Genomic DNA, 2,166 nt, shown 5'->3' on the forward strand with positions numbered 1-2,166 from the left:
GCCAATGGCGGCCCCGACTGGGATCATGCCGGTATCCTCAGGGCCCTGGAAGTGCTGGCCGATCATGAGGTAGGACAGTAAAGGTTCGTTCGCTGACCCGGTGCTGGGTCAGCGACGACAGGGGAGGTGACTGCTCCCTGTGGAGTCTGTCGGGGCTACGCCGGCCGCCAGTAGCCGGCCGAGATCGACGGACTCCGGGAGGTTGGCGTCGGGTCGTCACCAGCCTCCCAGGTCGCCTATGGTGGCCTTTCCCGGCGACAGGGAACGCCCTGTCGTCGGGTTCTTTAACTCGACCCCCGAATCATAGGTGCCCGGCGTGCATCATCAGCTTGAAGAGGAAAACTCCATGATCACTCTGCCGACGCTCTCCACCCCGGAGGCCATTGCCGCGCTGTCGGAACCCGAGGCCCTGAGCTGGCTACGCGGACTGGCCGATGCGGCCGTGAATGCCGTGCACCCCGACAGCCTGCTGCCCGCCGAGCTGCCGCCGGCACCTGCCGGGCGCACCGTGGTGGTGGGAGCGGGCAAGGCCGCCGCCGCCATGGCCGCGGCACTGGAGCGGGCCTGGCTGGCCCAGCAGCCCGAGTCGCCGCTGACGGGGCTGGTGGTGACTCGCTACGGGCATGGTCCTCAAGGGCAGGGCCCCCAGGGGCCGCAGGGCGAGGGCCGGCGCATCGAGGTGCTCGAGGCGTCGCACCCGATGCCCGATGGCCTGAGCGAGGAGGCCGCCCGGCGCATGCTCGAGGCGGTCGAGCCGCTGGGTGAGGATGACCTGGTGATCGCGCTGATTTCCGGCGGTGGTTCGGCGCTGATGAGCCTGCCGGCACCGGGCATCACCCTGGCCGACAAGCAGGCCCTCAACCAGGCCCTGCTGCGCTGCGGGGCACCGATCCGCGAGATCAATACCGTGCGTCGCCATCTGTCGGCGATCAAGGGTGGGCGGCTGGCCACCGCGGCCCACCCGGCTCGGGTGCTGACCTGGCTGATCTCCGATGTGCCCGGTGACGACCCGACCCTGATCGCCTCCGGTCCGACGCTGCCGGATGCCAGCTCTCCGGCGGATGCCCTGGCCACCCTGGAACGCCATGGCATCGAGATTCCCGATGGCGTGCGCCGCCATCTGGAGGCCGCCGACAGGGCGCCGGCACCGGGTGATTCCGACTTCGCCCGCGATCGCTCACGGGTGCTGGCGCGTGCCTGTGACGTCCTGAACGCCGCCCGCATGGCCGCCGAGGCGAGCGGCATCGAGGTGCGTGTGCTGGGCGATGATCTCGAGGGTGAGGCTCGCGATCTGGGCCGTGCCCAGGCGCGCCTGGCGTTGTCGAGTCAGAGCGAGCGGGAGCGGCCGCTGCTGCTGCTCTCCGGTGGCGAGACCAGCGTTACCGTGCGAGGTGATGGCCGCGGCGGGCGCAACGTCGAGTACCTGTTGGGCCTGTTCGAGGCACTTCAGGGGGCGCCGGGCATCCACGCCCTGGCCATCGATACCGATGGCATCGACGGCTCGGAAGACAATGCCGGTGCGCTGTTTGCGGCGTCCGACCGGGCACGGGCGGAGCGTCAGGGGCTTGACCCCGACGCCTTTCTGTCACGCAATGATGCCTACACTTTCTTTCAGGCATTGGACCGGCTGATCGTGACCGGCCCGACGCGGACCAATGTCAACGACTTCCGTGCCATCCTGATTCTGCCGAGGACGCCATGACGCTACCCCCCCACGCTCCCATCCATGATCCCATTCGCCGCACCAAGATCGTCGCCACCCTGGGTCCCGCCAGCGACCGCGAGGGCGTGCTCGAGGCCATGATCGCGGCCGGTGTCGACGTGGTGCGCCTCAACTTCTCCCACGGCACTGCCGACGATCACCGCCGCCGCCTGGAGCGAGTCCGCGAGATCGCCGCTCGCCTGGGCAGAAGCGTCGCCGCCCTGGGCGATCTGCAGGGGCCGAAGATCCGCATCGCCCGCTTCCGTGACGGCGCGGTGGAGCTCGCCGAAGGGGCTGCCTTTACCCTCGACATGGCCCTGGACGGCGATGCGGGGAATGAGGAGCGCGTGGGCTGCGACTACAAGCAGCTGATCGAGGATGTGGTGGCGGGCGACCGCCTGCTGCTCGATGATGGCCGGCTGGTGCTGGATGTCACCGCCGTGGCGGGCCGGGAGATCCATACC

2 protein-coding genes are annotated in these 2,166 nt (G+C 69.5%); both read left to right on the forward strand.

Annotated features, from left to right (window positions below; all coding sequences use genetic code 11):
* Positions 1–346 precede the first annotated feature (346 nt).
* Positions 347–1,702, forward strand: coding sequence for a glycerate kinase (locus RM463_RS17380; RefSeq protein WP_195689993.1), 1,356 nt, complete (start codon positions 347–349; stop codon positions 1,700–1,702).
* On the forward strand, positions 1,699–2,166 hold a 468-nt coding region (locus RM463_RS17385), incomplete at its 3' end, for a pyruvate kinase (protein ID WP_311430769.1). The genes RM463_RS17380 and RM463_RS17385, both read left to right, overlap by 4 nt.

Source organism: Halomonas sp. LES1 (assembly GCF_031846005.1).
GTDB lineage: Bacteria > Pseudomonadota > Gammaproteobacteria > Pseudomonadales > Halomonadaceae > Halomonas.